The sequence below is a fragment of the Deinococcus malanensis genome (assembly GCF_014647655.1).
Lineage (GTDB): Bacteria > Deinococcota > Deinococci > Deinococcales > Deinococcaceae > Deinococcus > Deinococcus malanensis.
In genome coordinates this window covers 98,601-124,133 of record NZ_BMPP01000012.1, presented here as the reverse complement: position 1 = coordinate 124,133, position 25,533 = coordinate 98,601, and the positions used below count along the sequence as shown (strand labels likewise).

The 25,533-nt window shown below is 65.7% G+C and carries 26 protein-coding genes; 20 read left to right on the top strand and 6 right to left on the bottom strand.

Features of this window, described 5'->3' with window-relative positions; translation table 11 throughout:
- The first annotated feature begins 116 nt into the window (after window positions 1–116).
- From ftsE to trmD, 7 genes are all read left to right on the top strand, one after another.
- A complete protein-coding gene (gene ftsE / locus IEY49_RS14435; protein WP_189010067.1) occupies window positions 117–800 on the top strand; it encodes a cell division ATP-binding protein FtsE in 684 nt (227 codons plus the stop codon).
- Window positions 800–1,660 (top strand): cell division protein FtsX, encoded by an 861-nt coding sequence (locus IEY49_RS14430; protein ID WP_189010039.1) that lies wholly within the window; start codon window positions 800–802, stop codon window positions 1,658–1,660. Before ftsE ends, IEY49_RS14430 begins: the two co-directional genes overlap by 1 nt.
- A complete protein-coding gene (locus tag IEY49_RS14425) occupies window positions 1,657–3,297 on the top strand; it encodes a M23 family metallopeptidase (RefSeq protein ID WP_308424666.1) in 1,641 nt (546 codons plus the stop codon). The genes IEY49_RS14430 and IEY49_RS14425 overlap by 4 nt, the downstream gene beginning before the upstream one ends.
- A gap of 135 nt (window positions 3,298–3,432) precedes the next feature.
- Entirely contained in the window at window positions 3,433–3,681 is a 249-nt protein-coding gene (rpsP, locus tag IEY49_RS14420) for a 30S ribosomal protein S16 (RefSeq protein ID WP_189010037.1), read from the top strand.
- 87 nt (window positions 3,682–3,768) lie between these two features.
- Entirely contained in the window at window positions 3,769–4,008 is a 240-nt protein-coding gene (locus IEY49_RS14415; RefSeq protein ID WP_189010035.1) for a KH domain-containing protein, read from the top strand.
- The gene (rimM, locus tag IEY49_RS14410) at window positions 4,005–4,589 is read left to right on the top strand and encodes a ribosome maturation factor RimM (RefSeq protein WP_189010033.1); all 585 of its coding nucleotides are present in this window, start codon (window positions 4,005–4,007) and stop codon (window positions 4,587–4,589) included. Before IEY49_RS14415 ends, rimM begins: the two co-directional genes overlap by 4 nt.
- A gap of 6 nt (window positions 4,590–4,595) precedes the next feature.
- Window positions 4,596–5,402: a tRNA (guanosine(37)-N1)-methyltransferase TrmD gene (gene trmD, locus IEY49_RS14405; protein ID WP_189010031.1), complete on the top strand. Its 807-nt coding sequence runs from the start codon at window positions 4,596–4,598 to the stop codon at window positions 5,400–5,402.
- An 87-nt stretch (window positions 5,403–5,489) separates the two neighbouring features.
- Here trmD and IEY49_RS21485 read toward each other — a convergent pair whose 3' ends face one another.
- Together IEY49_RS21485 and IEY49_RS14395 are read right to left on the bottom strand one after the other, a co-directional pair.
- Entirely contained in the window at window positions 5,490–6,380 is an 891-nt protein-coding gene (locus IEY49_RS21485) for a hypothetical protein (protein WP_229780818.1), read from the bottom strand.
- Between the two features lie 242 nt (window positions 6,381–6,622).
- The gene (locus tag IEY49_RS14395) at window positions 6,623–7,690 is read right to left on the bottom strand and encodes a lipid II:glycine glycyltransferase FemX (RefSeq protein ID WP_189010029.1); all 1,068 of its coding nucleotides are present in this window, start codon (window positions 7,688–7,690) and stop codon (window positions 6,623–6,625) included.
- Window positions 7,691–7,825: 135 nt separating this feature from the next.
- Between IEY49_RS14395 and IEY49_RS14390 the strand changes: the two genes are divergently transcribed.
- Both IEY49_RS14390 and ilvD read left to right on the top strand, forming a co-directional pair.
- Window positions 7,826–8,860, top strand: coding sequence for a peptidylprolyl isomerase (locus IEY49_RS14390; protein WP_189010027.1), 1,035 nt, complete (start codon window positions 7,826–7,828; stop codon window positions 8,858–8,860).
- 109 nt (window positions 8,861–8,969) lie between these two features.
- A complete protein-coding gene (gene ilvD, locus IEY49_RS14385; RefSeq protein ID WP_189010025.1) occupies window positions 8,970–10,664 on the top strand; it encodes a dihydroxy-acid dehydratase in 1,695 nt (564 codons plus the stop codon).
- 63 nt (window positions 10,665–10,727) lie between these two features.
- Here the strand turns inward: ilvD and IEY49_RS14380 are convergent, their stop codons facing one another.
- Window positions 10,728–11,894 (bottom strand): acyl-CoA dehydrogenase, encoded by a 1,167-nt coding sequence (locus IEY49_RS14380; protein WP_308424665.1) that lies wholly within the window; start codon window positions 11,892–11,894, stop codon window positions 10,728–10,730.
- A gap of 23 nt (window positions 11,895–11,917) precedes the next feature.
- The gene (locus IEY49_RS14375; RefSeq protein WP_189010024.1) at window positions 11,918–12,172 is read right to left on the bottom strand and encodes a hypothetical protein; all 255 of its coding nucleotides are present in this window, start codon (window positions 12,170–12,172) and stop codon (window positions 11,918–11,920) included.
- A 122-nt stretch (window positions 12,173–12,294) separates the two neighbouring features.
- Here IEY49_RS14375 and IEY49_RS14370 point away from each other — a divergent pair, with 122 nt between their 5' ends.
- The 7 genes from IEY49_RS14370 to IEY49_RS14340 all read left to right on the top strand — a co-directional run bounded on the left by IEY49_RS14370 (window position 12,295) and on the right by IEY49_RS14340 (window position 18,531).
- Entirely contained in the window at window positions 12,295–12,555 is a 261-nt protein-coding gene (locus tag IEY49_RS14370) for a hypothetical protein (RefSeq protein WP_189010023.1), read from the top strand.
- A gap of 81 nt (window positions 12,556–12,636) precedes the next feature.
- Window positions 12,637–13,680 (top strand): rod shape-determining protein, encoded by a 1,044-nt coding sequence (locus IEY49_RS14365; protein ID WP_012693071.1) that lies wholly within the window; start codon window positions 12,637–12,639, stop codon window positions 13,678–13,680.
- Between the two features lie 78 nt (window positions 13,681–13,758).
- On the top strand, window positions 13,759–14,187 hold the full coding sequence (gene fabZ / locus IEY49_RS14360; protein ID WP_189010022.1) for a 3-hydroxyacyl-ACP dehydratase FabZ: 429 nt from the start codon (window positions 13,759–13,761) through the stop codon (window positions 14,185–14,187).
- Between the two features lie 97 nt (window positions 14,188–14,284).
- Window positions 14,285–15,430: an LptF/LptG family permease gene (locus IEY49_RS14355; RefSeq protein WP_189010021.1), complete on the top strand. Its 1,146-nt coding sequence runs from the start codon at window positions 14,285–14,287 to the stop codon at window positions 15,428–15,430.
- Window positions 15,427–16,569, top strand: coding sequence for an MGDG synthase family glycosyltransferase (locus tag IEY49_RS14350; RefSeq protein WP_229780817.1), 1,143 nt, complete (start codon window positions 15,427–15,429; stop codon window positions 16,567–16,569). The genes IEY49_RS14355 and IEY49_RS14350 overlap by 4 nt, the downstream gene beginning before the upstream one ends.
- Before the next feature lie 20 nt (window positions 16,570–16,589).
- The gene (locus IEY49_RS14345; RefSeq protein WP_229780816.1) at window positions 16,590–17,771 is read left to right on the top strand and encodes a polysaccharide deacetylase family protein; all 1,182 of its coding nucleotides are present in this window, start codon (window positions 16,590–16,592) and stop codon (window positions 17,769–17,771) included.
- Between the two features lie 19 nt (window positions 17,772–17,790).
- The gene (locus IEY49_RS14340; RefSeq protein ID WP_189010019.1) at window positions 17,791–18,531 is read left to right on the top strand and encodes a class I SAM-dependent methyltransferase; all 741 of its coding nucleotides are present in this window, start codon (window positions 17,791–17,793) and stop codon (window positions 18,529–18,531) included.
- A gap of 54 nt (window positions 18,532–18,585) precedes the next feature.
- On the opposite strand, the gene IEY49_RS14335 is transcribed toward IEY49_RS14340, so the two are convergent.
- Window positions 18,586–19,518 carry a carbohydrate kinase family protein gene (locus tag IEY49_RS14335; RefSeq protein ID WP_189010018.1) on the bottom strand — a complete coding sequence of 311 codons (933 nt, stop codon included), beginning with the start codon at window positions 19,516–19,518 and terminating at the stop codon, window positions 18,586–18,588.
- 69 nt (window positions 19,519–19,587) lie between these two features.
- Window positions 19,588–20,466, bottom strand: a complete 879-nt coding sequence (gene rsmA, locus IEY49_RS14330; RefSeq protein WP_189010017.1) for a 16S rRNA (adenine(1518)-N(6)/adenine(1519)-N(6))-dimethyltransferase RsmA — start codon at window positions 20,464–20,466, stop codon at window positions 19,588–19,590.
- 129 nt (window positions 20,467–20,595) lie between these two features.
- Here rsmA and IEY49_RS14325 point away from each other — a divergent pair, with 129 nt between their 5' ends.
- From IEY49_RS14325 to IEY49_RS14310, 4 genes are all read left to right on the top strand, one after another.
- Entirely contained in the window at window positions 20,596–21,474 is an 879-nt protein-coding gene (locus IEY49_RS14325; RefSeq protein ID WP_189010016.1) for a tetratricopeptide repeat protein, read from the top strand.
- A gap of 18 nt (window positions 21,475–21,492) precedes the next feature.
- Window positions 21,493–22,995, top strand: coding sequence for an NAD(P)H-hydrate dehydratase (locus IEY49_RS14320; protein WP_189010014.1), 1,503 nt, complete (start codon window positions 21,493–21,495; stop codon window positions 22,993–22,995).
- A gap of 11 nt (window positions 22,996–23,006) precedes the next feature.
- The gene (locus IEY49_RS14315; RefSeq protein WP_189010012.1) at window positions 23,007–23,717 is read left to right on the top strand and encodes a DUF4388 domain-containing protein; all 711 of its coding nucleotides are present in this window, start codon (window positions 23,007–23,009) and stop codon (window positions 23,715–23,717) included.
- A gap of 90 nt (window positions 23,718–23,807) precedes the next feature.
- Window positions 23,808–25,481, top strand: a complete 1,674-nt coding sequence (locus IEY49_RS14310; RefSeq protein WP_189010010.1) for a glycerol-3-phosphate acyltransferase — start codon at window positions 23,808–23,810, stop codon at window positions 25,479–25,481.
- Window positions 25,482–25,533 lie beyond the last annotated feature (52 nt).

The following is a 25,533-nucleotide window of genomic DNA, read 5'->3' as shown; positions in this document are numbered from 1 at the left end:
GGGGTGAGGCACCATGAGGTCTAACTTCCCATTCGGATGCCTGGGCTATGCTGGTCGGCGAGCATGCCATCGCCTCTGATATTCCTGCCGTCCGCGCTGCCCCCCAGAGGCGGCGCATGATCGACCTCAAGCAGGTGTCCCTGGAGTACCCCGTCACCCGCACGCTGGCGCTCGACGATGTAAGCCTGCACGTGGGCAAGGGAGAATTTGTCTATCTGGTAGGCCATTCCGGCGCCGGAAAAAGCAGCTTCATGAATCTGGTTCTTAAGCGCGCCCTGCCCACCCGTGGGGAAGTCCAGGTCGCCGGCGAGTCGCTGTCGCGCTACCGTGGCCGGCGCACCGCGCTGCTGCGCCGCCGGATCGGTACGGTGTTTCAGGACAACCTGCTGCTGGATCACCTGAACGCATTTGACAATGTCGCCTTCGCCCTGCGCGTCACGGGTGTGCCGCAGCGCGAGTGGCCCTCACGGGTCACGTCTGCGCTGCGGACGGTCGGGCTCGAACATAAGAAATATGCCCTGCCGGTGCAGCTTTCACAGGGTGAACAGCAGCGGGTGGCCATAGCCCGGGCCATCGTCTCTGACCCGCCGCTGCTGCTGGCCGACGAACCGACCGGCAATTTGGACCCGGACAACAGCCGCGAGGTGCTCAAGGTGCTGCAAAGCGTCAACCGGCGCGGCACCACCGTGATCGTGGCCACCCACGCCCGTGAACTGGTGGAGACCTACCGCCACCGCACCCTGACGCTGCGCAAGGGCAAGCTGGTGCGCGACGACCCGTACGGAGGCTACGCCCTGTGATGTACCACTTCCGACAGGCGCTGCTGGCCATGCGCGGCAACCTGACCGCCACCCTGTCCACGCTGGTCACCATGACCCTGACCCTGCTGATGCTGGGATTCGTGCTGTTGCTGACGCTCAACGTCAACCGCACCCTGCAGCAGCTTGAGTCGCAGGTTGAGGTCGCCGCCTTCCTGAAACCGGATGCCAACGACGCCGACCTCCTGTCACGTATGAGGGCCCTGCCGCAAGTCCGCGAGGCCCGGCTGGTCAGCAGCGAGGCCGTGCTGGAAGAGATGACCCGCGACTCACCGTATACCCGTGACGCCGCGGCCCTGGTCGGCAACCCCTTCCCGGACACCCTGCGGATGCGCGTCAACCGTGTGGAGGACTCGCGCGCCGTGGCCGCGGCTGCCTCGACCCTGCCCGGCGTCGAGGATGTGGAATACGGGGCCGGCTACGTCGACCCCACGGTTAAGACCCTGACCGCCGTGCGCGGAGCCGGCTACGCGCTGGTCGGCCTGCTGCTGCTGGGTACGCTGTTCAACATCCTGAACGCGGTGCGGGTGGCCATGTATGCCCGGCGCAATGAAATCAGCGTGATGCGCCTGCTGGGCGCGACGCGCGGCTTTATCCGCCTGCCGCACGTGATCGAGGGCCTGCTGGTGGGGGTCCTGGCGGCCACCCTGGCCCTGGCGGTCCTGACTCCGGCGTACCTGACCCTGGCCCGTCGCGTGCAGGAACTGGCCCCCGTCTTTCCGGTGGTCACCGACAGCGTCACTCTGCTGCCCCTGCTCTCGGGGGTGGCTGTGCTGGGCATCATGATCGGCCTGCTGGGCAGCCTGTTCGCCACTCGCCGCTACCTGCAGGAGCTGGAGTGACCCGGACCCTTCTGGGACGCCGCCCCGTGATGGGTCTGCTTCTGGGAACGCTGCTGCTGGGCGCCGCCGCCCAGACCACCAGCCAGCGTCTGGAGCAGTTGCAGAGCGAACTGCAGCAGCAGCGCGCCCAGAGCGCGGATCAGGCCCGTGAGCTGCAAGAGTTGCGCAGCCGCATCGCCAACCTCAGCACCCAGCAGCAAGAGACGCTCTCGCGCCTGGACGCCCTGGCCGGCAGCGTTACCAACCTGGAAAACGAGGTGGCCACCCTCAATGCCCGCACCGCCCTGGCCGAGCAGGCCCTGAGTGACACCACCGCCCAGCGTCAGGTCACGGAGGCGCGGGTCACGCGGCTGCAAAACGATGTCCGGCAGATCCTCAACGCCTTGTACCGGGAACGCAGTGGCCGCTACCTGCAGCTGCTGTCGCAGGCGTCAAGCCTCTCCGACCTGTTGATCCGGCTGCAGTATTCGAACATGGCGGGCCAGCACAACACCCGCATTATCGAAACCCTGCGCGGGGAGGTTCAGGTGCTCCAGGCGCAGCAGGCGCAGCAGCAGGTCAATGCCCGTGCACTGCGCGAGGTGCAACTTCAGCGGAAAGCAGCGCTGACTCAACTGCAAACCCGGCGCCAGGAGCAGACTCAGTTGCTGGCGACCCTGCGCGCCTCCGAGCAGGGCCAGCGGACCCTGGCGGCCCAGACCCAGGCTGAGCAGGCCCTGACCGCGCGCAGCATCGACCACCTGGTGGGTCAGGTCGTGGCCGAGCGGACCCGCCTGGAGGAAGAACGCCGCCGCCGCCTGGAAGAGGAACGCCGCCGCCGTGAAGAAGAGCAGCGCCGCATCCGCGAGGCGCAGGAGCGGGCCCGGCTCGAAGCTCTCAGGCTCGAACAGTTGAGGCTCGCCCAGGAACGGGCCCGGCAGGAACAGGCCCGCCGGGAGGCCGAGGAACGGGCCCGGCAGCTTGCTGCGCAGCGACAGGCCGAAGAAGCAGCAAGACGACAGGCGCAGGAGGCTGCGCAGCGGCAGGCCCAGGTGGCAGCCCAACGGCAGGCGCAGGAGGCTGCGCAGCGCCGGGCTGCGCAGCAGGCGGCTCAGCGGCAGTCTGAGGAGGCTGCAAGGCGACAGGCAGAGCAACAACAGGCTGCCCAGGCCGCCGCCCAGCGGACCCGTCAGCAGCAGGTCCAGCAGGAGCAGGCGGCCCTGGAGGCGCGCCGGCAGCAAGTTCAGCAGGAGCAGACCCGGGTCGAGGCGGCCCTGGCTCCACTGCCGGTCCAGAGTGGGCCGCAGGGCTTTCCAATCAGCTCCGGACAGGTCAGCAGTCCTTACGGCACCAACGGCGCGCAGTGGACGGTCCTGCAGGGTCCTGAGGACGCTCAGGCGGTGGCGTCGCAGGCCGGGAACGTGCTGGCCGCCACGTTCTATGCCAGCCTCGGCTGGGTGGTTCTGGTCGAGCACTCCAACTCGGTGACGGTCTATCTGGGGCTGCAGGACCCACAGGTGCGCGCCGGGCAGCGGGTGGCGCAGGGAACGCCTCTGGGACGCGTCGGCGGCAGCCCGGTGTTCGGTCCGGGTCGTATGGCTTTTCAGCTCAACCGGATTCAGGGCTCGAACCGCCAGCCGGTGTCGCCCGGATTCTAGCGCCGTGCTTGCCGGGGTGGCGGCCGGTCTGATACTCTTTTGCGGTGCGCTTTCCGGTTGGCTGCTGACGGGCGCATGACCCCGTGATCCTAAGCGGGAGCTTTACCCTCACCACCACCCCAGAGGTTCTTTGACATGGTTAAGATTCGCCTTTCCCGCTTCGGTTCCACCCACAACCCCCACTACCGCATCGTGGTGACGGATGCCCGTCGTCCCCGTGACGGTGGATACATCGAGAACCTGGGTCACTACGACCCCCGCAAGACCACTGAGACCTACCTGAAGGTGGACACTGAACGCGCCGCTTACTGGATTGCCCAGGGCGCCCAGCCCACCCAGACCGCCCGCCGCCTGCTCAAGTCCCAGGGCGTCAAGGTCGCTTAAGCGTTTCCACTGCAATATGAATGGGGCCCCTCCGGGGGCCCTTTCCCATGCCGTGGCAAGGCGCCAGCGTACCTTAGAATGTGCCCCATGAAGAGTGATCCTATGGACCTGACCCTGTTTCTGTCGCAGAGCGTGGTGGACCAGCCGTCGCTCGTGCGCGTTTCCAGGCGCGGGCCAACGGTGCTGGTGCGCGTCGCCCCGGGAGAGGAAGGCCGGCTCATCGGCCGTCAGGGCCGTGTGATCCAGGCCATCCGCACGCTGGTTCGTGCGGCGAGTGACCCCCGCGAGCGCGTCAACGTTGACCTGGACGCGCCGCGCAAAGCGTGAGCGGGCCCGGAGACGACCACACCCGCCTGGGCCATTTTCTGGGGCCCCACGGGGTTCAGGGCGCCGTCAAGCTGTACGTGCTGGGGAGCGCCGAACAGGTGCTGAAGCTGCCGCGCGTTTATGTCGAGGACCGGGGCTGGCTGCGCGTTCGCCGGGCCGAGCCTCTGGTGCCGGGCGTGGCGCTCCACCTGGCGGGCATCACCTCGCGGGAGGGTGCTGAGACCCTGCGCGGCCTGAACGTCTTTGCCGCCGACAGCGACCTCCCCGCCCCGGAAGAGGGGACCTACTACTACCACGAGCTGCGCGGCCTGTGGGTGCTGGATGAGGCGGGCACGCAGCTGGGGGAAGTGGTGGACGTGGAGGACTCGGGGCACCAGGATCTGCTGGTGGTCAGGCATGCCGAGGGCGAATCGTTTGTGCCGCTCCAGGCGCCGTATGTGCTGGTGAATCTGGAAGGGCGTCGGCCAGCCTCTCTGACCCTGACTGGCGAGACGCCGGCTGGACTGCTGGGTGATGACGGGGACGCAGACAGCGACGAGGACATCGTGGCGCAGGGCCCCACGGACGGCCCAGAGGAATAGGCTCAGGTGCTGACCTTTTCGTTCCTGACCCTTTTTCCGGAACTTCTCGCCCCGTTTGCCGCCGAAGCCATTGTCGGAAAGGCGCGGGAACGTGGGCTGGTGGACGTCAATCTGGTGAATATGCGTGACTTTGCGCAGAACAGACACCAGAAGGTTGACGACACGCCCTATGGCGGTGGGGCGGGTATGGTGATCCGCGTAGATGTGGCGGAGCGCGCCCTGCGCAGCCTGCCCCCAGCCGACGAAGTGATTCTGTTTACCCCGGCGGGCCAACGCTTCACGCAGCAGGTGGCTGAGGAATTGGCTGACCGGCAGCATCTGGCTTTTCTGTGCGGGCGCTATGAGGGCTTTGATGCCCGGGTGGAGGGCTTGGTCACACGTGAACTGAGCATCGGAGACTTCGTGATGATGGGAGGCGAGGCCGCCGCCGCCTGCGTCCTCGAGGCGGTCGCGCGCCTGGTGCCCGGGGTACTCGGCGATCCCGAATCCCACCAGACCGACAGCTTCAGCAGCGGACTGCTGGACTATCCGGAATACACCCGCCCGGCTGAGTGGCAGGGTCAAGCCGTTCCGGAGGTCCTGAAGGGCGGCAACCACGCGGCAGTCGCGGCCTGGCGCCGGGCGCAGGCTCTGGAACGGACCTGGAGGCGACGCCCGGATCTGCTGTCCCATGCTGGCCTCACGCCACAGGACACGGCAACGCTGCTGGAGCTTGGGGTAAGCCAGGAAGACCTGAACGTCTGGGGTGCTCCGCCCGCTCCGGTCAAACGCCAGCGCAAGCGGCGTCCGGCGACCGCCGGGCCAGCATCCTGAACTGCGCCTTCAGAAACCTGTTCGCAAGGGTGTGTGGCCTCGAAAGCGGGGGCGCGGGTCAACCAAGGTGCGGTGCATCCCCCGGCCCTACTGTCGGGTCGCCGTAAAGGTGAGCTTGTAGGACGTACAGTCATTTGACTGAACCATAAACGTGCCCTGCGCCGTGGTCGGCGTCACGAACCGGCCACTGAGATTCCAGAGCAGATATGGCTGCTTGGCCTCGGCAGAAAAGAGCCCCGCCTTGACCGGTACGGTTCCTGGCATGGCGCCATAGGTGCTGACCAGCCGGGGACTGGTTTTGTAGGTGGTATTGCTCAGCGAGTCGCTGCACCGCCAGTACCCGGTCATCTGCACGTTGCTGATGGTCCTGCCGTCAGCCGCCACCTGAAAGCTGATGGCGTTGCCTTTGAAATCCCCCAGCAGTTCCCCGCGGTAGTGCCCCGGCCTGGGCACGCTGCCAGGCTGCTGGCCTCCCTGCGGCGCGGCACTGGGGGCTGATGCAGGCTTAGCTGGCGCAAGTGCCGGTGCTGCTGGCGCAGGCTTGTGAGCCTGAGGCGCTGCTTTCAGCTGACACCAGCCCAGCACCACACTCTCGGAATCCATGAACAGCAGGCCCACAAAGCGGTCGGGTGCCTGAGTCAGCAGGAATGAAAGTGAGTAGGCTTCCCCCTCCTCTTCCTCACTCAGGGTCTTGAACATCAGCTTGCGGGCCTCAAACGCCGCTGCCAGATCGCTGCTGATCTGCTCGGCCAGGTCCGGATTGTCCCAGACCAGATACTCGCTTGTCTGGCAGCCACTTCCCTGGCCTTTGGCCAGCGTGTTCAGGTACTGGCCCAGTTCGCGTGTCGCGCCCGCGTCCGTTACCCGGACAGCACCTGCAGTCAGGCGAATGCCGGTCAGGGTGGACGAGGCCGCAGGGCCCTGCTGGGCCAAAGCCGGGCTCAGGAACAGACAAAGGGTCAGTAACGCTCGTTTCATGGGGGCCTCTCGCGGGAATCAGGGTCCTGGGATGGGAACGAAGATTTCTCTACTGTAGGCGCTCATGCCTTACGGCTCACTCACACATTCATGCCGGTGTGGTGGGCAAAGGCAGCCACAGCAGAACCCGGCCCGCCGCGAGACGCACCTGAACCTGCCTGAACCAGCCCAGGCCACTGCCGAGCGCGGAGCCAACTTCCGCTTTTCAGGCAGCCGCAGTAACTCCGTCCCAGGATGACGGGTTACAGCACGTCGTCGGCGCTGCCCCGCTTGCGAAGGTTGTTCAGGGTCTTACGCCAGCGCAGTGCCTTGACGATCATCGGGGCAGCCGGATTGAGGTTCAGATCATAGGCGGGGTACCAGGCGCGCTGCTCACTGAACTTGAGCTTCATCTTGAAGACGCCGAAGCTGTGCTTGCTCTCGTCGAGTTCGCGCGGGATGCCCCAGAAGTCGAACAGCTCGTACCCCTGCCGCTTGGCATCAAGCATGGCGTTCCAGTAGAAGGCATCGGGCGCTTTGGCGTCCTTGAAAGGCTGACCAGCCTCGTCCACGCGGTCATCCCGCACGCTGCCGCCGAACAGGTAGTAGGTGCCCTTCCCCATGGCCAGGAAAAATCCGCCTGCCAGCGCCTTGCCCTGAGAACGTGCCAGCACCAGATAAGCCTCGCCGCCGTGGGCGTTGCCCTCACGCAACATGGTCTCGTAGTACTTGCGCGGGAAGGCGCCCAGCTTGGCCCGCTCGTTGGTGGCAGTAAAAATCTCCCAGAAGGCCTCAAAGTCGTCGTCGCGCCCGGCCACCACACCAAGCTTCTGGGCCGTGCGGACATTGCGCCGGGCCATGCTGTGCAGCCCGGCAAACAGCTCCTCTTCGTTCTGACGCAGGTCCGCCACAATCGTATGCTCCGGCTGCTCGGTGGACGCGCGTTGGAACGGCCCGTAACTTTCAGGGATGGCGCGGCTGTCCTCGTTCGCGGGCAGCGGCACCGGGGGCTCGATTTTCAGGAGGGCGTCGGTCGGCCTCGCGATCTTCTTCACCGCGTTGGCCACGCCGGGCAGAAGGTCCAGACTCTCCAGGGCTGGCCCGCGCGGGGCATACAGTGTGGAGAATCCGGGAACCAGCCGCTTGCGGATCAGTTGTAAGGCCCCGACTGTATGTCCGTCACGGGTAATCAGGTAGCGCACGGGGGTCTGGCCGAGTGCCCGCCTTGCCTCGCCGTAGCCCCAGCCCTGCAGGGCACTGGTAATGGGCAGGCATCTCACCGCATCGTCGTACACACGCGGGTCGGTCGTTTCTTGCAGGGTCAGGCGCACGGGGCGGATTGTAGCAGCCTGTGTTATCCACCCGAAGGAACTGGGAACCACCTGATCCGAGAAAACACACTGTTCTTGTCAAGACTTCACCTGCCACACAGTGAGGGCCGAAACCCGCACGCTAGAGTGGAAGGCGTGAAACAACTCCTGATCACGCTGGCGCTGCTTGGTGGCGGCGCCCTGGCCCAAACGACCACGCCGCCAACCACGACGCCCGCGAGACCTGCGCCGGCCACCACCCCGGCCCCGGCACGTCCTGCCCCGGCCCAGACCACCACAGCACAGGACAGCGCTGTCGTCGGACGGGTCGGGTCAGAGGTCATCACGCTGGGCGAGTTCAACCGCGCCTTCCGGCAGGCCGTGGCGCGGGTACTGAACTCCCAGGGTGTGCCCTTCGAGGAAAGCTACATGGCGGAATTCAATGACGCCCGTGGCGAATACCTCAAGCAGTACCTGCGTGACCGGGCCATCTATCAGCTGGCCCGCGGCAGCGTCAAGGCCGACGCCGCCGAGGTCGACAAGCAGGTGGCCGATGCGCGCGCCGACTTCGAGAGTGACGCAGAATTTGCCGACGCGCTGGCGGGCACCGGCTATGCCAGCGTGGCCGACTTGCGGGCCGATCTGGAACGGCAGCTGGTGGTCGGTGCCTACCTCAGATCCATCCAGGGCCGGTTCAAGTTTGGGGACGCCGTGGTGGCGGGCAACTACAACCTCAACCGCAAAGCGTTCATGCGTCAGCGTGAGGCGTGCGCCCGGCACATCCTGGTCAAGTCACAGGCGGATGCACAGGCAGTCGTCAAGGAGCTGCAGGCTGGCGGAGACTTCGCCAAGATTGCCGCCAGCAAGAGCCAGGACCCGGGCAGCGCCGCGCAGGGCGGTGACCTGGGGTGCTTCGGAGAAGGTGACATGGTTGCCACCTTCGACAAGGCCAGCTTCACCGGTCCGCTGAACACCCCTCAGGTCGTGCAGTCCGAATTCGGCTGGCACATCGTGCTGGTGGCCAAGCGCACCGAAGCTGGGGTCGTTCCGCTTACCGAAGCCGCGCCTGTGATCCGCGAACAGCTGACCCGGGAAGCCGCGCAGAAATACCTGAACGCCCAGATCGACAAAATGAAGACCGAGTCCTTCCCCGACGTGGTGAAAGTCACGACCGCACCGGCGCCCAAATAAGACGCACACCATCAGCACGGGACTCCCACCACGGGGGTCCCTTTTTTCTGGGATCAGCCTGTCTGTGCTTCTGGCCTGGGAACCCCACGCTCAGGGCGTAGGGTGGGGCATGACCGACACGGCGCAGAAGCGCAAGCTGAACTGGAACAGCCACCACATCACGCAGGGTGACGAGCGTGCCCCGAACCGCGCGATGCTGCGTGCTGTGGGCTTCCAGGACGGTGATTTCGAGAAGCCGATTATCGGTGTGGCGCACGCCCAGAGCAACATCACCCCATGTAACAACGGCCTCGGCGAACTGGCCGACCACATCACCGGCGCCATCCATGAAGGCGGCGGCATGCCTCAGATTTACGGCACCATCACGGTGTCGGATGGCATCAGCATGGGCACCGAGGGCATGAAATGCTCTCTGGTGAGCCGTGAGGTGATTGCCGATTCCATTGAGACCGTCTCGCGCGGACAGTCCCACGACGGGGTGATCGTGGTCGGCGGCTGCGACAAGAACATGCCCGGCGCCATGATCGGCATTGCCCGCCTGAATATTCCGGCCATCTTCGTGTACGGCGGCACCATCAAGCCGGGACATTACAACGGCCAGGATCTGACCATCGTCAGCGTGTTCGAGGCGGTGGGAGCCTTCGGGGCTGGCAAGATCAGCCGGCATGACTTCGAGCAGATCGAGAAGCGTGCCTGTCCGGGCAACGGCTCGTGTGGCGGGATGTATACCGCCAACACCATGAGCAGCGCGTTTGAGGCGATGGGCATGAGCCTGCCGCACTCCAGCACCATGAGCGCGGTGGACGCTGAAAAAGCCGTCAGCAGCGCTGACAGCGCCCGTGCTCTGCTGAAGCTGATCGAGGCCGATATCCGCCCGCTGGACATCCTGACAAAAGATGCCTTCGAGAACGCCATCACAGTGATCATGGCCGTGGGGGGCAGCACCAACGCGGTGCTGCACCTGATGGCCATCGCCCACGCCTGCGACATTGACCTTACGCTGGCGGACTTTGAGCGGATCCGCGAGCGCACCCCGGTGTTCTGTGACCTCAAGCCCAGCGGCCGTTATGTCGCCACCGACCTGCACGAGGTGGGCGGCATCCCGCGCGTGATGAAGATGCTGCTCAAAGAGGGACTGCTGCACGGCGACTGCCTGACAGTGACCGGCAAAACCGTAGCCGAGAACCTTGCCGACGAGCCAGAAGTACCGAACGCGGACCAGGACGTGATCCTGCCCTTCAATCAGCCTATCTACACCCAGGGACACCTGGCCATCCTGCGCGGCAATCTGGCGCCCAACGGCAGCGTGGCCAAGATCAGTGGCCTCAAGCAGATCAAAATTACCGGGCCCGCGAGGGTATTTGACTCGGAAGAAGCCTGCATGGACGCCATCATGGGTGACCGTATCCGGCCGGGCGATGTGCTGGTCATCCGCTACGAGGGCCCCAAGGGCGGCCCCGGCATGCGCGAGATGCTCTCCCCTACCAGCGCGATTATTGGCAAAGGACTGGGTGACAGCGTCGGCCTGATCACCGATGGACGCTTTTCGGGGGGAACCTTTGGTCTGGTGGTTGGCCACGTGGCGCCGGAAGCCTTTGTTGGCGGTCCCATCGCACTGGTCCACGAGGGCGACGTCATTGAGCTGAATGCCGAGACCCTCAACCTCACCCTGCATGTGCCGGATGAGGAGCTGGCCCGCCGCCGCGCCGAGTGGACTCCGCCCAAGCCGAACTACAGCCGTGGAGTCCTGGCCAAGTACGCCAAACTCGTCAGTGGCGCCGAGGTTGGTGCTTACACCGACTGAATTTTCAAGCGATGGCGGTCGGCAAGTGGGAGGGCACGAACGGCAGGGCCTTCCCACTCGTGTTTATTCGAATTCCTTGAAGACCGCACGGCTGATGACCAGCTGCTGAATCTCGCTGGTGCCTTCGTAGATTTCGGTCACCTTGGCGTCGCGGTACAGACGTTCCACCGGATATTCGCGGCTGTAGCCGTTGCCGCCAAACACCTGAATCGCGTCGCGAGTCACGTCCACCGCCGCTTCGCTGGCCAGCAACTTGGCGATGCTGGCCTCCTTGCCGAACGGCAGGCCCTGGTCCTTGAGCCACGCCGCTTTCAGGGCCACCAGCCGCGCGCTTTCGATGCGGGCCGCCATGCGCGCGATTTTGAACGACACGCCCTCAAATTCGCGGAGTTTTTTACCGAACTGCTCGCGCTCGTTGGCATAGCGGGTGGCGTGCTCCATCGCGGCCCGGGCTATCCCCAGCGCCTGCATGGCAATTCCGATACGCCCCGAGTCCAGGCTGGCCAGCGCGATGATCAGCCCCTGGCCCTCGGCGCCCACCATGTTCTCGTGTGGCACCCGGACTCCTTCGAAGTTGACGGTGGTGGTATGTGACGCGTGCAGGCCGAGTTTCTCCTCAGGTTTCCCGAAGCTCAGCCCTGGTGCTCCGTTTTCTACGATGAAACAGCTCACACCCTTGGCGCCGCTTTCCCCGGTACGGGCCATGACCAGATAGGTGTCGGCCTGCCCCCCGGACGTGATCCAGGATTTGCTGCCATTGAGCACCCAGCCGTCTCCATCACGCTCCGCCCGCAGGCGCAGGCTGGCTGCATCGCTGCCGGCATTGCTCTCGGTCAGGCAGAAGGCGCCGATATGCTGCCCGCTGGCCAGCGGCTTCAGGTATTTCTCGCGCTGGGCATCGGTGCCGTAGCGCAGGATCATCTGCTCCGGCAGACCGTTCTGCACACTGACAATCACCGCCACGCTGGCATCGGCCGCAGCGACCTCCTCCAGGCACAGGGCATAGGTGACCGAGTCCAGGCCTGCGCCACCCCACCCTTCAGATACGGTAGCCCCCATCAGCCCGAGTTCCGCCAGACCACGCAGCTGCTCGCGAGGGTACTCACCACTGCGGTCAAATTCGGCGGCCCTGGGGGCCAGTTCAGCGCGGCAGAAATCGCGCACCATTTGCAGAATCAGGCGCTGGTCGCCGGTGAGGGCAAAGCTCATGCCGGTATCGGGGCTGGTCATGCCCTCAGCCTACCAAACGATCGTTAGGTTCCTGTGGCCACGGCGGCCAGCAGGGCTTCCTCAATTCCCCGTCCACGCCAGCCAGTCTCGATTGATTGCATGTCTCCGTCAGCCCACCGCAGGTGCGCCCCGATGACCGCACCGCCCGCTACGGCCAGCGCCGCTTCAGACAGGTGATCCAGCGGAGCTTGCGGACACAGGCGTGCAGCGGCCCGACGCAGTGCAGGCGCAAGAGGCAGGGGCGGACGGGTCACGCGGACGCGGGCGGGCAGGCTCACACCCAGTAGTGTAGTCGGCATCTGGGAGCCGGTCAGGTCGCCTTCACCGGACCTCACGTCCAGACGCCTAGAATGCGCCGGATGATTCTGCCGGCCCCTGTTCTCCTCAAAGTGAGATGCTCATGCGTGCGCTGCTCTGGGTTCTGACTGCTCTGCTGTTTGTGACCGGACTCGTGCTGGCGGTCCTGACTATGGGGACGTTCGCTTCACTGGTCCCCAACGGCGGCACTTCTCTCTGGCTACGCTCGCTGGGCGGCATTGAGAGCCTTCTCAGCGCCCGCCTGCATCTGGATTCTCTGCCAGGCTTTACCCGCGCCACTTTGATGACCATTCTCACCGGGCTGGTTTTTGCGCTCAGCGCCTTCGTCAAACCGCGTTCGTAAGCGGCCCCTCGCACTTCTGAACGACTTCAGGAAGCTTTCATGGTGCGTGCTACGATTGATGCGTTTTGACCGGAGGAATGCGTGGGAAGGTTTTCTGAAGATATCGGCATTGACCTGGGAACGGCGACGTTCCTGATTTACAGCAAGACGCGCGGCCTGGTGCTTCAGGAACCGAGTGTGATTGCCATGGCCCGCGACAGCAAGCAGGTCAAGGCCGTAGGTGAGGAGGCCTACCGCATGATTGGACGCACGCCAGGCGGGATTGTCGCCGTGCGGCCCATCAAGGACGGCGTGATTGCCGACGAGGGCCTCACCGAAAAGATGATCACCATGTTCCTGCAGAAGGTGCAGGGCAACGCCGGTCGCCTCTTCGGCTTCAAGCCTCAGCTGATGGTCGGCGTCCCCAGCAACGTCAGCGACGTGGAAAAACGCGCCGTCCTGCGCGCCGCCCTGAACAGCAACGCCAAGCGCGCCTTCCTGATCGAGGAACCTCTGGCCGCTGCTATTGGCGCCGGGCTCAAGATCGCCGAACCGATCGGTTCTATGGTCGTGGACATCGGCGGGGGCAGCACCGATGTCGCCGTCATATCGCTGGGCGGCATCGTGGTCAGCGAGTCCATGCGCGTGGCCGGCAACGAGTTCGACGAGAGCATCATCCGTTACGTGCGCCGCAAGCACAACGTGCTGATCGGTGAGCGTACCGCCGAGGAAATCAAGGTCAAGGTTGGCGCGGCCATGCTGCTCGACGACTCCGAGAATCTGACGGCCGAGGTCCGTGGTCGCGACCTGGTCAACGGTCTTCCCAAGACCATCAGTCTGGACAGCACCGACGTGGTCGAGGCGCTTTCCGAACCGGTCACCAAGATCGTCGAGGGCGTCAAGCGCGTACTTGAGATCACGCCGCCCGAACTGGTCAGTGACATCATCGACCGCGGCATCGTGATGACCGGCGGCGGCAGCCTGCTGCGCAACTTCGACGAGCTGCTGCGCCAGACCACCGGCATTCCGGTCGCCGTGGCCGAAAACGCGGTGGAAGCCGTCGCAGTCGGCACCGGCATGGCGCTGGAAATGATTCCGGTGCTGGGCGACAGCCTGGTGTCCAGCGACAACTACCTGCGCCGCTGATCCGCGTCCCACGCGCCGCGTCAGGCCGGGGCCGCTACAGGCTCCGGCCCTTTTCTTTGCCTTTTCAGGAGGACCCCAATGGACCCGATCATGATTCAGGACGTGCTTAAAACCCTGCCTCACCGCTTTCCCTTTATGCTGGTAGACCGCGTGCTGAGCGTCGAGAACGGTGAAGTACACGCCATCAAGAACGTCACCTTCAACGAACCCTTTTTCCCGGGTCACTTTCCGCAGGAGCCGGTGATGCCCGGCGTGCTGATGATCGAGGCCCTGGCCCAGGCGAGCTTTTTCTGCATGCACGAGAGCCTGGAACCCGGCACGGTCGGGTACCTTGCCGGGATCGAGAGCGCCCGGTTCAAGCGCAAGGTGGTTCCGGGTGACCAGCTTCACCTGCACGCCAAACTGGAGTTCGCGCGCCGTGGCCTGGGCAAGACCACCTGCCGCGCCGAGGTGAACGGTGAGCTGGCCGTAGAAGCTACGATCCTGTTTGCCCTGTCCAAAGGGTGAGACGACTGCCTCGACTGGGCGCTAGGGTAAAGGGAATGCTGTTCTCCACTCTTTTCCCAGCGCCTTCCTCGTGTGTGTGCCTGTGTGGGGCTCTCCAGTGACCCGCCTGACCCGCTACGTGACTGCCGAGCTGATTCCGCCGCTGCTGGCGGGCATCATGTTGTTTACGGCCGTGCTGAGCTTCGGTTATTTTTTCATTTCCAGCCAGTGGCTGGCCGGCGTCCCACTGGGGCTGGTCGGCCGGTGGATCGCCTATCAGGTGCCGGACACGCTGGTCAAGGTCTTTCCCATGGCCATCGTGCTGATGACCGTGGTGGCCTTCGGTCGCATGAGCACCGAACGTGAGCTGGTGGCCGTGCAGTCCGGGGGCATCGGGCTGGGGCGGGTGGCCCGGCCCGTGGGGCTGGTGGCCGGGATAGTGACGGCGTTGGCGCTGTGGCTGAGCCTGTGGATCGCGCCCAAGGCCAATGTGGAAACGCGGGGCCTGTACTGGGACGCGCTGACGGGCGCCGGCCTCTCGCAACTGGTCGGGAAGACCGTGGACCTGGGCGGCGGACTGACACTGGCCCTGGGAGCGTACGACGCCAAGAGCCGGGAGTTGCACCGTGTCCGCGTGGAAAAATGGAGTGCAGATGCTCCGCGGCAGGCCACGCTGATCTTTGCCGACAAGGGAACCTTCGAGAACAACGAACTGGCCCTGAGTGGTTATCAGGTCTATACCGTGGATTATGAGGCGGCTGCCCAGTTGACCCGGGTTCCAGAAAACAACCCGCTGGCGTTTCGTGAAGCGGTACAAAATGTCTTCCCCAGCGTGGTGATTCCGGAAAAAACCACCGACACCCTGAAGGTCGATACCGGCCTGAGCCGCAAGCAGACCCTCGCCCAGTACGCCGACGCCATCGGTGCCGACAGCGAAGGCTGGCCCGAACTGATCACCGCCCTGACCGCACCCGGCGTGAAAGCCAGCGAGCGGCAGGCGGCGCGGGTCAACCTCAACCGCAAGCTGGCACTGCCGTTCGCCAACCTCGTGCTGGCCCTTTCCGCCCTGCCCTTTGCGCTGCGCTTCGGTCGCACCCTGGGGGTCAGTCTGGGCATCGCGCTGCTGATCGCGGTGGCGTACTATCTGCTGTTCTTCGTGGGGCTGACCGTGGCGTCGGCCATGCCGGCCCTTCCGGAGGTAGGGGTGTGGCTGGCCAACATCGTATTTGCCCTGGCGGGACTCTGGATGCTGAGGCGGGCGTGACCCGGCCGGAAAAACCTGACCTGCCCGGGCCCCTGCGGACGCTGTTCGTCACGGCGTCCATCGGCTCGGGGCATCATCAGGCGCAGCTGGCCGTACAGCAGGCGCTGCAGGAGCGCGGCGTGCCCCTTGAAACCCGGCAGGGTGACGCGGTCGCCTACCTGGGGCCGACCGAGCGGATATGGACCGTGGATCTGTACGCCTTCGAACTGCGCTACGCACCGTGGCTGTACGCGTGGTTCTACCACGGGACGGACCACGACCGGCCCTTCAGCCTGATCGTCAGCTTCTGCCGATGGGTCGGCCTGCGCGGCATGCAGCGCGACCTGGAGCAGACCAGACCAGAACTGGTGGTCAGCAGTTACTGGTCCTCGGTTCCGCTGGCAGACACCGTTCGGCGCAGGACCGGACAGTCGTTCGTCAACGCCCTGGTCGTCACGGATTACCGTGCCCACCGCCACTGGATCAGACCAGAGGCGGAACTGACCATGGTGGCCTCCGACGAAACCGCCCGGCAGATGGTGGCCCGTGGCGCGGACCCGGCGAAGGTGGTGGTTACGGGCATTCCCATCCATGCGCGCTTCCGCGGATTGATCGGGGCGGACAAAGCCGCACTGCGAGCGAAACACGGGCTGCGGTCCGACGTGCCCCTGCTGCTGGTCTCGGGCGGCGGAAATGGCGACTACCGCGCCCTGGGTCCATTGCTGGCGGAGTTGAGCAACCTCGGGCGGCGGGTGCAGGTGCTGCTGCTGGCCGGGGCCCGGGGGCGGGGGGTGAAACAGTCTGGAGGCGCGACCATCCACCATCTGGGACACACCACCGATTTTCCCGAACTGCTGGCGGCGTCCGATCTGGTGGTGGGTAAGGCCGGTGGCCTGACGGTGGCCGAGGCGACGGCATTAGGCGTGCCCATGGTGGTGTTCGGGCCGATTCCGGGTCAGGAGGAGCACAACGCCGACTTTCTGGAGCGGCACGACGCCGGCGTGTGGGTCCGCGAGCGCCGCGACCTGCGCGGCACCGTGCTGCGCGCCCTGGACGCAGAGGAACATGAACGCATGAGCCGGTGCGCCCGCGCCGTGGGCCGACCCGACGCGGCCGACCGGGTGGCGGCCGCGCTGCTGCGGCATCTGGGACGCGCGTGAAACGGCGGGTGTCATTTCTGATGAGCGGTGTCCTGCTTCTCTATGTGGGGCTGCCGTATCTGCTGGTGCAGCTGGCCGGCGCTGGTCTGATCCGCGAAGGCCGCCGGGAGCGGCGTGAACTCGCCCTGACATTCGATGATGGCCCCGATCCGCTGACGACTCCAGCTGTCCTCGACGCCCTGCATGACGCCCAGGCTCAGGCTACTTTTTTTGTCATGGCAGACCGGGCCGAGGCCTACCCGGAGCTGACCCGCCGCATGCTCGATGAGGGGCACGAGGTGGCCGCGCACGCGGCCCGTCACGTACATGCCTGGCTGCGTGCGCCCTGGGACGCGTTCCTGGACCCTGGTCGAGCGGCCCGGCGTATCGCGGCAATTACTGGTCAGCCGGTGAGGTTTCACCGACCCCCACATGGGGCTTACACGCTGGCAACGGTGCTTGGTCAGCGCGCCGCGGGACTGACTGGCGCCCACTGGAGCGTGGAAGCGCGGGACTGGGACCCCGCCCGGACGCCAGCCGGGGTGACCGACCGGGTGCTGGCGCAGGTCACGCCGGGCGCCGTGGTGGTACTGCACGACGCCGGACCAGGAGTGCAGACCACGGTTATGGCCCTTCCCGTGCTGCTCAAGCAATTGCGGGCCCGAGGTTACCGCTGCGTGCCTCTCCGCGAGCTAGACGGCGCGGTTCCTCTCGATGCCGTGGGCCTCAGACGACGGCTGTTTATCACGCTTGACGCGGCGTTCGACCGGTTGCACCGGGTCCAGCCCACCGAAGGGCGCGCGGACAACCTGTTTCGCACAGGTCGTGTGGGCTTTCCGTTGCAGGGTATCCGGCATGCGGACGGTACCCTGATTGAACAGGGCACACCAGCAGCTGAATTTCACGTCAACAACCCCCTCCTGGTGGACCTCGGCTTACGCCGCAGTGTCCGTCTGGCGCGCGAGGATTTCCGGGCAGTGGCCCGGGACCTGCAGACACGCCCTGACCTGCAAGGCACCGAGGTGGTGTTCTGCCTGTCGGCCCTCTCGAGCCTGCTCGCGGCACTGGGTTTCGAGACCGTGGAACTGCCACCTGCCGATACCCGGCGGCTCCAGCGGTGGGCCAACATGCTGCGCCGTGGTTACGGCAGCGTGCCGGGTGCGCCCCAGCCCAAGCTGAGTATCCTGAGCCGGAAGGCCTTCCTGGCCCGGTACGGTGACTGAGCCAGCCATACTGACGCACGTGAATTACGACCAGTTCGCCGACTTGTACGACCACCAGTACGACCTTTACCGGGACGACCTGCACTTCTATGCCGGCGTGGCACAGCGGGCGGGAGGAAAGGTCCTGGAAGTCGGGGCCGGCACCGGACGGGTGACCACGTTCCTGGCCCGAAAAGGGGTGGATGTCGTTGGCCTGGAGCCCAGTGCCCGCATGATCGAGCGCGCCCGGAACCGGGCTGCGCATGACGGGCTCCAGTCACAGTTTGTGCAGGGCGACGTGCGCACTTTCCGGCTGGACGAGCAGTTTTCCCTGCTGATTGCCCCGTTTAATGCCCTGATGCACCTGTACACGCCCAATGAGCAGCTGCAGGCCCTGGAAAACCTGCGGGCCCACGCTGCACCCGGCACCCCCTTCGTGTTTGACCTGTACGTGCCACGCTTCGGGAAGATGAATACCCTGCGCCATGAAGGCGAAACGTTTCACGCCCCGGACGGGTCGCGCCGTGACGTCTTTCTGGTCCAGCGGCACGACAAGGCCCGGCAGCACATCACCACCGAGTACCACGTGGACACCACCCAGCCGGATGGCTGCCTGACCCGGCAGCACTACACCCTGACCCAGCGGTACTACACGCGCTACGAGGTCGAATGGCTGCTGCGCTTCGCGGGATTCGAGTCGCCCAAGGTCACCGGCAGCTTTCAGGGGGGGCCCCTGGACACCCACAGCGAGGTGATGGTGTTTCAGAGCCGGGTCATGTAGCAGCGAGGTGGTCCTGGGCAGGATCACCTCGCTGTCACTGGGGTAGCGCCAACCTTACTTCTTGAGCACCTGAGCCAGGTCCGCCGGGGTAATAGGCCGTTCCTGGGCCCCGAAACTGGTCACCGAAAGGGCGCCGGCCGCGTTAGCTGCGCGCGCCGCTTCGGCCAGCGACGCTCCGGTCATCACGGCGTGGGCAAAGGCCCCGGTGAAGGTGTCGCCGGCTCCGGTGGAATCGACCAGATTTTCCTCCAACGCAACGGCGTCCACCAGTTCCGTTTCGGTAGGGGTCCAGACGATCGAACCCATCTTGCCGACCTTGACAATCACCCGCTGGGCACCCTGGCTGCCGAGCTGGGCCAGGGCCGCGCTGATGCTGTTGGTTCCGGTCAGGGCCAGCAGTTCGTGCTGGTTGAGCATCAGGTAGTCGGCCTGGATCACGCTGCCGAGCAGGCTCGTCCCGGCCCGGTTGACCGCGCCGGCTCCCAGATCGATAAAGACCGGAACCGGGCTCTTGGCGCCCCGGGCCAGGTCAATGGCCTTGCTGGCGTACTCACGCTGGGGACCTTCGGTCAGGCTGTAGGCACTGACGATCAGGGCGTCGGCGCCTTCGACATCCTTTTTCTTGAGCTTGGCCGGATCAAGCAGGCGGTTGGCCGCGCCGTCACTGATCATGGCGCGCTGACCAGTTGCGGTCTGCATGACCGTAATGGTGCTGGTCAGCACTTCCGGGTCGCGCTGAATGGCGCTTTCACTGACGCCGGTCTGGCGAACGTGACTCAGGGCGTACTCGGCAAACGGATCGGCACCCACACGGGCGGCCAGGGTCACGGTGTGCCCAAGTCGCGCCAGGGTCACGCTGATGGTTCCGCCGGCGCCACCCGGCTCCATGCTGGCGCGTAGGGGAGCGACTTCCTCGCCGGGGGCGGGAAGGCGGTCTAGGTGGTACAGGTGGTCGACGGTGACATCACCGATAACGTAGAACTTCACATGGTCCTCCGGGCCGGCGGCGCGGCCCACACATTCAGGGTTAGGCAGGCGGATCGGGATTCTTGGCTGTTACCGTACCACGCCCAGGTGCCGTGCCACGCCTTCAAGTCCGCTCAGCGGCACGTCCTCGGCACGCACATCCGGACGCAGGCCGACCGTGCCCAGGGCCGCGTCAATGGCGGCTCCCTCATGTCCGATCATGCGCAGGTTATTGCGCAGGGTCTTGCGGCGGTGGTGCAGGGCACCTTCCACGAACTTCAGGAGGGCAGCTTCAGGGGCCGGCCGGCTGCGGTCAAAGTCCAGCCGGATCACGCTGCTGGTCACGTCCGGCGCCGGCAAAAACGCGCCTTTGGGAACGTCCCTGACATGCCGGACGCTGCCGTGCAGGGCCGCCAGCGCACTCAGAAAGCCGTACGCATCTTCGCCGGGCCGGGCAGCAAGGCGCTGGCCCACCTCTTTTTGCACCAGCACCGTCGCAGACACGATCCCGGGCGCATGCATGAAGCGCGAGAGCAGCACCCCCGTGATGTAGTACGGGAGATTGGCGATCACGCGGGTGCCCTCGGGCAGGCTGGCATAGTCGAAGTCCAGTGCGTCGCCCCAGACCAGCTCCACATCCAGCCCCGCAAGCGTTTCGGCCAGAGCCGGGCGCAGCCGCTCATCCTTTTCCAGGGCCGTGACATGGGCGCCGCGCGAGGCAATTTCACGGGTCAGCACGCCCAGCCCCGGGCCAACCTCGAGAATATGAGCGCCTGGCTGTGCCCCGCCAGCCTCAGCGATGGCCCGCAGAATGTTCCCATCGATCAGAAAATTCTGCCCCAGGCTTTTGGTGGGTTTCAGCCCATGCCTGTTCAGCAGTTCACGGACCCGCGCAGGCGAGTACAGCGGCGCCTCTTTTGTTTCGGCAGCAGGGTCGGTGGTAGATGAAGCAGGATCAGGCAGGGTCACGGGGTCTCCAGCAGAAGTCAGGGGAAAGGTGTGCCTGGGTAGTCGTGGCATGCACAACGAACCAGAGACACGGCTCACAATGGGCAGGCGGTACGGCGGCCAGTTGGGCGCGTCAGTATACTCTCCGCCATGAGTGACCCCGTCCGTTCCGGGCAGAGCGGGCCCCTTCCCGCTGCCCAGAACTCACCTGAACTGTTGGAATCAGCACCGCCTGCTCCACCCCTGACCCTGGGGGCACTGGTACGGGCCGGTGAATGGGGGCGTGCTGCGCAGGTCGCCCGAGCCCAGCAGATGGACGTGGACGTCCAGGAAGCGCTTGAACTGCTGACCGGGTTTCAGGAACAGATTCGTGCCCGCCGCTATTCCAAGGCCCGAGGCACCCTGGACGGCTACCGCGAGGCCCTGGGCAGAGCTCCCGTTCAGGCCCCGGAGCGCGAGGTGGTCCGTCTCGCCGCGCCGCCAGAGCTTCTGGAAACCGCACTCGCGGGGCTCGACGGCCTGCAGAAGGAGACCGACCCGGCCGCACTGGCCACGGGCCTGGCACCCGCGCTGTCCCATCCGCTGACACGTGCTGAGGCGCTGAATATGCAGGGCATCCTGAGTGCCCTGCTGGGAGACGCCGATCAGGGCCGCATGCGGCTGGAAGAGGCCCTGCAGGCCGATCCCAGGCACTACCGGGCGCTGACCAACCTGGGAAATCTGGACCTGGAAGCTGGCGATCTGGTCAGCGCCGAAAAGCGCTACCGCGAGGTCATAGACCTGAACCCCGACTATGACGGCGGGCACCATAACCTCGGGGTGGCGCTGCGCCGCCAGGGCAAGGTCAGCGAGTCGGTGGCAGCCATCCGGCGGGGACAACGCCTGAGCGTCAGGCGTTCTCAGGAAGACACGCGGGCGGACATGAAAGAGCAGTTTACCCGCAGTCCGGTACTCAGGAACATGCGCTGGGTGTTCCTGGTGGTCCTGGTTCTGGCTGTGGTGCTTCTGATGCGCTCGGCCGGCGGCTGACCGGAGAAGCGGCACAGAATGCCTGCATATGTACTCACGGCCGCGCAGGCCGCCGCAGTGGACCGGCGTCTGGAGAGCGCCGGGCTGCTGGACCTGGCTATGGAAGAAGCCGGGGCAGCTGTAGCCGGTGAGGTTCAGCAGCAGGTTCCTGCCGGTCGCGTGCTGCTGCTGGCCGGCACTGGTGCCAATGGTGGCGACGCGCTGGTGGCCGCCAGACACCTGTATGTACAGGGCCGTGAGGTCGAGGTTCTGGCCTTGCCGGCCCGTCACCGGCTGACACAGCTCAACCGGCGCCGCCTGCAGGCCGTGGGTGTGCAGTGCCGCCCGCTCCGCCCAGCGGCGCTGCACCGGTCCGCCCAAGACGCCGCTGTGCTGGTCGATGGCCTCCTCGGCACCGGATTTGCTCCGCCTCTGCGCGCTCCGCTCGACGAGCTGATCCACATCATCAATGCGGCGCACTGCCCGGTCCTGAGTATCGATATCCCCAGTGGCCTGGATGCCCACAGCGCCCAGGCTGCCGGGCTGTCGGTCCACGCACATCGCACCGTGACCCTGATGGGGTGGAAGCCAGCGCTGATGTTCGGAGAAGCGGCGGCGCGCGCCGGAGCCGTGACCCTCGTGGCCCTGACGGTTCCAGCGCCCTGGGTGCAGGAGCAGGCCCTGGCGGTGCGCCCCAGTGACCGTGAGGTGGGAGCCATGCTGCCGGTGCGCCGCAACGACGCGCACAAAGGAACGGCTGGGCACGTCTGGGTCCTGGGCGGTCATCCGGGAACCGTGGGGGCGGCGTCACTGGCTGGTGCCGGCGCCCTGCGGGCTGGGGCTGGACTGGTCACTGTGCATTCGACCGCCGATGTCCCGCTGGTGATGCCGGAACTGATGATGCACCGACATGAGGCGTGGGACGCGGCGTTCAGGAGCTTCGGCACCCGCCGCCCCGACGCCGTGGCGGTGGGCATGGGTCTGGGTCCGGACGCTGCCAGGGTCGCGCGCGAGGTGCTGGCCTGGAATATTCCCACCGTTCTGGACGCCGACGCCCTGCAACCGGAACTGACTGGCCTGGGGCACGACTTATGCGTGTGGACCCCCCATCCCGGTGAAGCCGCCCGCCTGCTGGACACGTCGACCCCAGAGCTCACCCGCCATCCGCTGGATGCCGCCCGGACCCTGCAGGAGCGGCTCGGCGGAGTGGTCGTGCTCAAGGGCGGGCCCAGCGTGATTGCACATTCAGGCGGCCTGAGTGTCGCCTGCGGGGGGCATCCGGGTATGGCCAGCGCGGGAATGGGAGACACCCTGTCCGGCATCCTGGCATCGTTGCTGGGTCAGGGTCTGGTTCCGGTGCAGGCGGCTGTGGCGGGGGTCCGGTTGCATGCACGGGCTGGCGAGCGAGCCGGTCAGCTTCACGGCTACGGTCTGAGCGCCACGGATGTAGCGTCGCAACTGGGGGGAGCGTGGGCCGATCTGACCCACCCACAGAGTACCCCCGACAGCGACCGGCTTTCCGGGGTCCCTGCCGGGTGCTAGGCTAGGCGGCAATGCAGGGTTTGCTGACTGATCTTCCGCTCCTGGGCGTGCTGGAACTGGTGCATGCCACCCGTCAGACCGGCGTCCTGGACGTGCAGACGAATGTGCCGTTTACGGTGGCCTTCCAGCAGGGCGAGATCGTCGCTGGAGGCATCATCGACTGGATGGGTCGTGAGGCCCTTCAGGCGGCGCCTCTGCTGCCCGAGTCCGGGTCCTTTCAGTTCGTGCCTCGCGAGGTCACGGGCACGCCCATGGGCCCCTATGAGCACTTCACCACCGACTGGGCGCGTGCCAGTGACGAGTGGGAAACGCTGTGTGCCGTGATCGGCAGCCCGAGCCGCTACTTCCGAGGTGAAATGGGCCTGTTCGACCGGGAAGATGGGCTGAGCATCCGCGCCGCGTCGCGCGAGTCCGAAGTTCCTCTCTTCGAGGTGGCCCAGCTCGTCACCGACGCCGTGCGTGAGGGCCGCATGGAGCCGGTTGACCGCTTCGCCTGGTACGGTCTGCGCATGATGCCCGCAGGACAGCGCGCCAACCTGCATCCCGTAGCCCGGGAGCTGGACGGCGAACGCAACCTCGGGGATCTGGTCGAAGCCGGCCTGGACGTGCATGCAGTGCGTGAATACCTGCTCGGGGAACTGCGCCTCGGGCTGCGTTTTCCCGGCAGTGGCTGGGTTCTGCGCGATCTGGTCTGGGAACAGGATCACGCCCACGACCTGTAAACCACCAGACGATGAGCTGTAACCGGTAGACGCGTGCCTACGCTCTGAACACCCGCTGCCTGCCGGCGCAGCTGGTCTAGAATGCCCGGCATGTTGTTTCTGTCCGCGCTTCTCCTGCTGGTGGCTTTTCTTGTGGGGAGCGTTCCCGTAGGTCACGCGCTGCTGACCCGCGCGGGCATCAACGTCCGGCTCAACAACGCCCACAACCTGGGTGTCGAGAACGTACTGAGGCGCGTTGGTCCAGGACTCGCTTTCGCTTCGGCATCACTGGATTTTTTCAAGGGTTTCACTGCCGTACTGATGGCGTCCAGCCTTCAGCGACCGGACCTGACGGTCCTGGCAGCGTTGGCGGCCTATCTGGGTCATCTCAACCCGCCACGGGCTCTGTTCGGCAACACCGCACCCCGCGGTCGGGGCAACCTGGTGCTGCTGGGGACCCTGGCGGCCCTGCCCGTCACGGACGCTGTGCCTTTCTGGGTGGCCCTGCTGCCCGTGCTGGTCTATGCGGGCCTGACCGGCTACTGGGGTTTTGTCAGCACCGCGACGCTGGGTGGGCTGCTGGCCTTTACTTTGGCCATGCTGGTGGTGCCGGTGGGAGTCCCCGCCCGGCTGGCGGCGCTGGGGCTGCTGGTGACGGCCACCTGGCGCTTCAAGGAAAACCTGGGCCGCATCCTGGACGGCACGGAGCCGCGCTTCGGCGACGAGGTGCCGCTGGCCGGCAAACGCAGCGACGAGGTCGTGGCGGCGTTCATGATTCACCCCATGACCCTGGAAAACTTCTGGTCTGCCCAGCGCTTTGCGTGGTTGCGGCCCCTGGTGGAACGTGGCGTGGTCAGTGAGGTCAGTGTCCGGCAGATGGCCGAGAGGCTGCGTCCCATGAAGGTGGGGGAACTGCGCGGCATCCGCACGGCTGATGGCAAGGCCATCCGCTGTTACCTACTGTCGAGCCCGCTGCTCCCCGACGTGTTCCGCGACCAGCCGGAACTGGCGACCCAGCGCGCCATCGAGGGGGCGCGTCTGGCTCATGAACTGGGCGCCGAGGTCTTTGGCCTGGGTGCTTTCTGGTCAGTGGTAGGCAACAAGGGGGTAGACGTACAGGCAGCGGTGCCAGAAATCACCGTCACCAACGGCGGCGCCTACACCTCGGGAACCATCAAGGCCGCTATTCCAGGCATCCTGCTACATTTCCAGGAGACCGGGCGGGACCTCAAGGCTGCCACCGCTGGGATCGTCGGCGCAAACGGGGTCGTTGCCTTCGGGATCGCGCGGACCATCGCGCCCCAGGTCGGTCGCCTGATCATGATCGGACGCGACATGGAGCGCCTAGAACGCAGTGCCGCCACCCTGCGCCGGGCCAACAAAGACACCGAGATCGTCACGACCACCAGCTACGACACCCTCAAGGAAGCGGACCTGATCTTCAGCGCGACCAGCGACCCCAACCCGGTGATTTTTCCGCAGCACGTCAAACCCGGCGCCTGGATTTTCGATGAGGGCCGCCCGGCCGACGTGGATGAGAGCGTCGAAAAGGTCCCTGGTGTGCGCATCATTCCCGGTGGTGTGGTCCGCCCGCCTGGTGGCATGACCAGCAACATCGACCTCCAGTTTGGGGAAGGCGCGGTGCCGGCCTGTCTGGCAGAGACCCTGATCATCGCGGCCACCGGTGAGCACGACCGCAAGAGCCTGGGCCCGCAGACCCTCAGTGAGAACATCAATTTTTTCGTGGATCAGGCCGATAAACTGGGCTTTACCGTCGTGGATTGATCCGCTGAAGGACGCTCACGTCGCTCCAGTCGATATGTGCAGCCAGGGCTTT